General features: G+C 51.5%; 1 protein-coding gene and 1 pseudogene. Both read right to left on the bottom strand.

The genetic code is table 11. The annotated features are described in order from the left end of the window. Nucleotides 1–592, bottom strand: a pseudogene (locus ACKI5G_RS00180) (porphobilinogen synthase); the annotation flags it as partial. Continuing rightward, nucleotides 592–1,536 (bottom strand): uroporphyrinogen-III synthase (locus tag ACKI5G_RS00175; RefSeq protein WP_407396491.1); only part of this gene is annotated, 945 nt, incomplete at its 5' end. The gene ACKI5G_RS00175 and the pseudogene ACKI5G_RS00180, both read right to left, overlap by 1 nt.

Genomic DNA, 1,536 nt, shown 5'->3' with positions numbered 1-1,536 from the left:
AGGCGTACTTCACCGCATAGGACATAATGGAAACATTTATAAAGCCATTTTCGTCCAGTGCCTCCCGAATAGCCGCCACCCGGCCGTCCATCATATCTGATGGGGCAATGATGTCAGCCCCGGCCTGAGCCTGGCTAACTGCCACCTTTTGCAGCAGCTTCAGGGTTGCATCATTATCCACATAATGCCCGCACAGCTGGCCGCAATGGCCATGACTGGTATACTGACACAGGCACACATCCCCGATAATCACCAGTTCTGGCACAGCCTCTTTAATAGCCTTAATGGCCCGCTGCAGTGGAGAATTCATATCCCAGGCACTGGAGCCAATCTCATCCTTGTATTCCGGCAGGCCAAATATCTCCACTGAGGGTATTCCCAGTGCATAAATTTCCTTGGCCAGCTCCACTGCCAAATCCACCGAGTAGCGATAACAGCCTGGCATACTGGAAATGGCTTCCTTTTTATTTTCTCCAGGAATAACAAACATTGGGTAGACGAAATCCTTGGCCGAAAGGGATGTCTCTCTTACCATGGACCGCACCTGTTCACTAATGCGCATGCGACGCGGGCGCAGCTTCTGCTCAATCATCAAAATGCCTCCTTCAGGGCCTCCACCAGCCCATCAATGGTATATTCAGCGGCCTCCACACTAACAGACAGGCCGTTTTTCCTCATGGTTTCCGCCGTTATCGGGCCAATGGCACACAGCTTGACCTTATTAAGAAGACTGGTGTCTCCCCCCAAAAGCTTCAGGAAATTGGTCACTGTAGAAGAGCTGGTAAAGGTGACCGCATCAATATTGCCCTTCTGCAATTCCTGGCGGATTTCCTCACTATTTCCTTCTCCTATAGCCGTCTCATAAGCCGGTACCACAGCTACCTCTGCTCCGGCTTTACGCAAAGACTCCGGCAAAATTGCCCGGGCCTGGGCTGCTCTTGGAATTAGAACCCTTATACCTGGCTTAATCATATCTTTTAGGGCTTCAATAATCCCCTCCGCCTGATAACGATCAGGAACTACATCGGCTATCAAGCCATGTTGTTTTAGGGCTTCTGCCGTGGCCGAGCCAATGGCACAAAGCTTGGCGCTGGCCAATGCCCGAGCGTCCTTACCAGCTTTTTCCAAGCGCTGCCAGAAATGATCCACACCATTCGTGGAGGTGAAAATCAGCCAATTATATTTATCAATACCCCCCAGGGCCTTGTCCAAGGACCGATATGCATCGGCCGGGGCCTTAAGGGAAATAGCTGGGGCCTCAATACATTCTGCCCCTAACTCCTCCAATTGGCGGGTTAACTTGGAGGCCTGGGCCCGGGACCGAGTCACCAAAATTTTCTTGCCAAATAGCGGCTTCATGGCCACATTGTCAAACCAGGCCAAATCCTGTCGAAGTTTTACCACCTCACCCACCAGAAAAATGCATGGCGGTTTAATGTTTTGCGGTTGAGCCATATCGGCCGCCTCCGCCAAGGTACTGGTCCATACCTGCTGCTTCAACTTGGTACCCCAACGAATAATGGCGACAGGGGTAGT

Source organism: Anaerovibrio sp. (assembly GCF_045637405.1).
Classification (GTDB): Bacteria; Bacillota; Negativicutes; order Selenomonadales; family Selenomonadaceae; genus Anaerovibrio.
Note: the sequence above shows the minus strand (reverse complement) of the source record. Positions and strands in the feature narration are given on the sequence as shown.